Origin of the sequence: Neobacillus jeddahensis, assembly GCF_000612625.1 — a bacterium.
Classification (GTDB): domain Bacteria; phylum Bacillota; class Bacilli; order Bacillales; family Cytobacillaceae; genus Neobacillus; species Neobacillus jeddahensis.
Genome location: NZ_CCAS010000115.1, coordinates 1 through 3,137 on the forward strand (window position 1 = coordinate 1; position 3,137 = coordinate 3,137).

The 3,137-nt window shown below is 39.4% G+C and carries 4 protein-coding genes; all 4 read right to left on the reverse strand.

What is annotated here, in order from left to right; translation table 11 throughout:
* Positions 1–56: 56 nt before the first annotated feature.
* Positions 57–299 carry a DUF5348 domain-containing protein gene (locus TY15_RS22700; RefSeq protein WP_040204019.1) on the reverse strand — a complete coding sequence of 81 codons (243 nt, stop codon included), beginning with the start codon at positions 297–299 and terminating at the stop codon, positions 57–59.
* 14 nt (positions 300–313) lie between these two features.
* On the reverse strand, positions 314–1,114 hold the full coding sequence (locus tag TY15_RS22705) for an ExeA family protein (RefSeq protein ID WP_042375693.1): 801 nt from the start codon (positions 1,112–1,114) through the stop codon (positions 314–316).
* Positions 1,107–2,360, reverse strand: coding sequence for a DDE-type integrase/transposase/recombinase (locus tag TY15_RS22710; RefSeq protein ID WP_040203126.1), 1,254 nt, complete (start codon positions 2,358–2,360; stop codon positions 1,107–1,109). The genes TY15_RS22705 and TY15_RS22710 overlap by 8 nt, the downstream gene beginning before the upstream one ends.
* A 136-nt stretch (positions 2,361–2,496) precedes the next feature.
* Complete coding sequence (locus TY15_RS25420) at positions 2,497–3,018, reverse strand: DUF6431 domain-containing protein (RefSeq protein WP_040203128.1); 522 nt, start codon at positions 3,016–3,018, stop codon at positions 2,497–2,499.
* Positions 3,019–3,137: the final 119 nt, after the last annotated feature.

Consider the following 3,137-nt stretch of genomic DNA (forward strand, 5'->3'; position numbering starts at 1 on the left):
ATTACTTCAGATTAATTTTCAAATTATTTCAGGATTCCTATTTAAAACAAAACCCCTTAGAAAGGGGCTTCGAATAATTGAAAATATGGCATAAAGATTTTGACCTTATAGATCTCATATGACCTCAGGCTGAAGCTCACTTCCTTATCCAAAGTAACGAACCAGTCAAAGTCCTTTTCCACATAAGCCTGATAGTATTGGTTTTTTATTCTAAGTTCAATTGTATGTCCCTGTTCAACTCCGTAAGCATTTTGCCCAATCCAAACCTTCCAGACCTCATTGACATGATCAAAAACCAATATCCCTCTCCTCATCATAACACTGATTCCTCGGCAGCCAGTCGGACAATCTCCTCATCAATTTGTTCCTTTTTCATTTGAAAGCCAAATAAAAGGCAATTTGTCGTCAATTTATTTATTACCCGAGGCCATCCTTGTGATTGTAACGCTATCGCCTCTAATGCTGATTCGGTGAAAATCGGCATTTTGGAACCGGCAATCTTAAGATGATGTTCCACATATCGGAACACTTCTTCCTTATCGAATGCAGTCATTTGATAACGCATCGTTATACGTTGAGCCAAGGGCCTGTTTTGGTTCAAACTTAATCGTGCACGCAAATGTGGCAGGCCAGCTAAAACAAGAATAAATGGATTGGTAGAGTCCATCTGAAAGTTGAAAAGGATAGCTAAATCCTGGAGAAAGGCATCTTTTGCCATATGCATTTCATCCAGAATAAATACCGGGGTAATTTTCCTTTCCCGATAAAGACGCTCAATGCCGTCTTGAATCTGGCGAAATAAATCTACCTTTCTGAACTTCGGTTCCTCTCCTAAACCGTATGCCAATCCACGGTAAAAATCCATGACTCCACCGGTTGAAAGTGGGAAGTAAATCACTTGATATAAGGATGGATTCAATGATTCTTTAAATGTCCTCAAGGTAAAGGTTTTTCCAGCGCCAGGTTCTCCTATAATCAATCCAATTCCTTTAGTTCTCTTTAGGTAATCTAAGCCCGATAGGGCTTCCTGATAGGAATGGGACGCAAAAGAATCAGTGACTTTCAGTCCTTTGGAAAAAGGCTCATATGCAAGGGAATAATACGACTTATACACGAGTATTGTCCTCCTTGCTCTCTAGAATAGAAAACGGCGACCGGTTGCGTTTTACATGGGCGTTATCCGTCATATTGACAGGTTTTAATTTCGCTACTTCTTTTCCATCTTCATAGACAAATACATCCTGTTCATCCAGACGTATATCAATAGACTTGCCGATAAAACGAGGAGGGACTTCATATAGCTGTTTATTAAGTGTTATTGTCCCGTCTGCCTTTACTTTTCTCTGTTCACGTTTCAGGAAGATGGTATCCAATATGGAAATATCCTCTAGAAATTTCACCTGATCCAGTTGCGAATGAAAGACCTCATGTGGAGTCTTCCCATTTAAAGAGGCATGCTTCCTGCGATGATATTCTTCCTCAAGCCACTGCCAAAACCGTTCATTCAGTTCCTCTAAGGACTGGGCTGGTGTTTTATCTAACAGAGGATAAAATCTTGTTTGCACAGTTTTAAAGAACCTTTCAATTTTTCCTTTACTTTTAGGATCGAACGGAGCAGTGTGAGTAACCGTAATCCCTAACTGGGCACAAGCATATTGCAGGGTTTCTGACCTATAAATTTTCCCGTTGTCGGCATAAAGGGTGGTGGGCTTTCCTCTCCGAATGAAGGCTTCCTTAGTGACTATACGGAGACCATCGAATTTCTCTGACGAGAAAAACTGTGCATACGGGATAATTCTCGAGCAGTCATCTATATAGGCGATAAGAAAGGTCTTTTTCATCTTCCCGTTAATTGGCACGTAAGGGCCGTGGGACAGATCTCCCTGCCATAATACATTGACACGATCATGGGCGAATCTTTTTCGCTCAGGACCTGGATCTAAATATTTTCCTATGAGGTTGTGTTTTTTCACCAAGCGGTTTATAGTAGAATACGATATTTCATTTTTTGAAATCTCTCCGTCCTTTACCAGTTGTTCGTAGAAAACACTGACAGGCATATGGAGGGATTTTTTTCGTATTTCTAGAATATGGTCGCGTTCATCCGGACTGAGCCTTCTTGAATCTCCTCGATCAGAGCGCTTTTTTGGTTTCAATGCCTCGAATCCATTTCTGCGATAATGCAGATGCCACTCCTGTATAGTTTTCGCTGCGATTTTTCTTTCCCCATAATAAGGAACCAAATGAACCCTACTTCCCATCTCCGCCAAATAGTCTCTAACCTTTACTTGTTCATTTATCAGCGGGGCAATCAATCCAAATCGAAATAATGCTATTTTTTCACGTGTTTGTTCATCCATGGTATGTTCCTCCTTCTCCAATTAAGAAGGACGGCCGGCCATCCATACTTGTATTCTACTTTTTTCGCGTTTTTTTGACGACGCAAAAAGTATGTGGGATGGCCGATATTTTTTTCTAGTTCTAAATGTGATAGAATTAATTTGCCATAAAGTATGAAGATAAATGACCCTTTGACCTTCGCAAGAAGGTGGATTCGCCAAAATCTCGGATCATTTTCAAATATTTTGTGGCTCTTTCTTTTTCATCCTTTGGAATCCCCGATCTTTTCCCCAGAAAAACAAAAAAACTATGTATCCAATTTATATTTTTCATGAATCTCTTCAAGTAAAATGCAAGTAGTTGTCGGCTTCCTTTTGTCCGCCTAAACTCAATGAATTCTTTTAATCGGTTAATAACGGTGGATAGTGTATGCTGAAAATTAGGGATGAGGAAATCAGGTATTACGGAAAATGCATTATTACAGTGCCTGCATTTCAATCTACAAATCAAGATTTGAGTCGATTCATCCTCCGTAATGGCATACTTCGGATAAAATCCATGTCGATGCAGAAGACCCTTTCCCCCGCAATCAATACATTCATAAATTCTTGGAGTTTCAATAGTCTTTCCGCGCTTCTGATAAGCTGCTAGGTCCATTCCAAAATCATGAGGAATCATAAAAACCTCCGAAATAATGTGAAATTAATTAGTCACATTATAGCAGAGGTTCATTTTCATGTAACCGAAGTATTTTGATAAATTCTTTTGTTTTTAGACTGATATAGAGTGAGTGTTTA

Excerpts from the sequence above, each read along its gene's own strand:
- TY15_RS22710 (WP_040203126.1), bottom strand. The coding sequence starts at position 2,360 with ATGGATGAACAAACACGTGAAAAAATAGCATTATTTCGATTTGGATTG.
- TY15_RS25420 (WP_040203128.1), bottom strand. The coding sequence starts at position 3,018 with ATGATTCCTCATGATTTTGGAATGGACCTAGCAGCTTATCAGAAGCGC.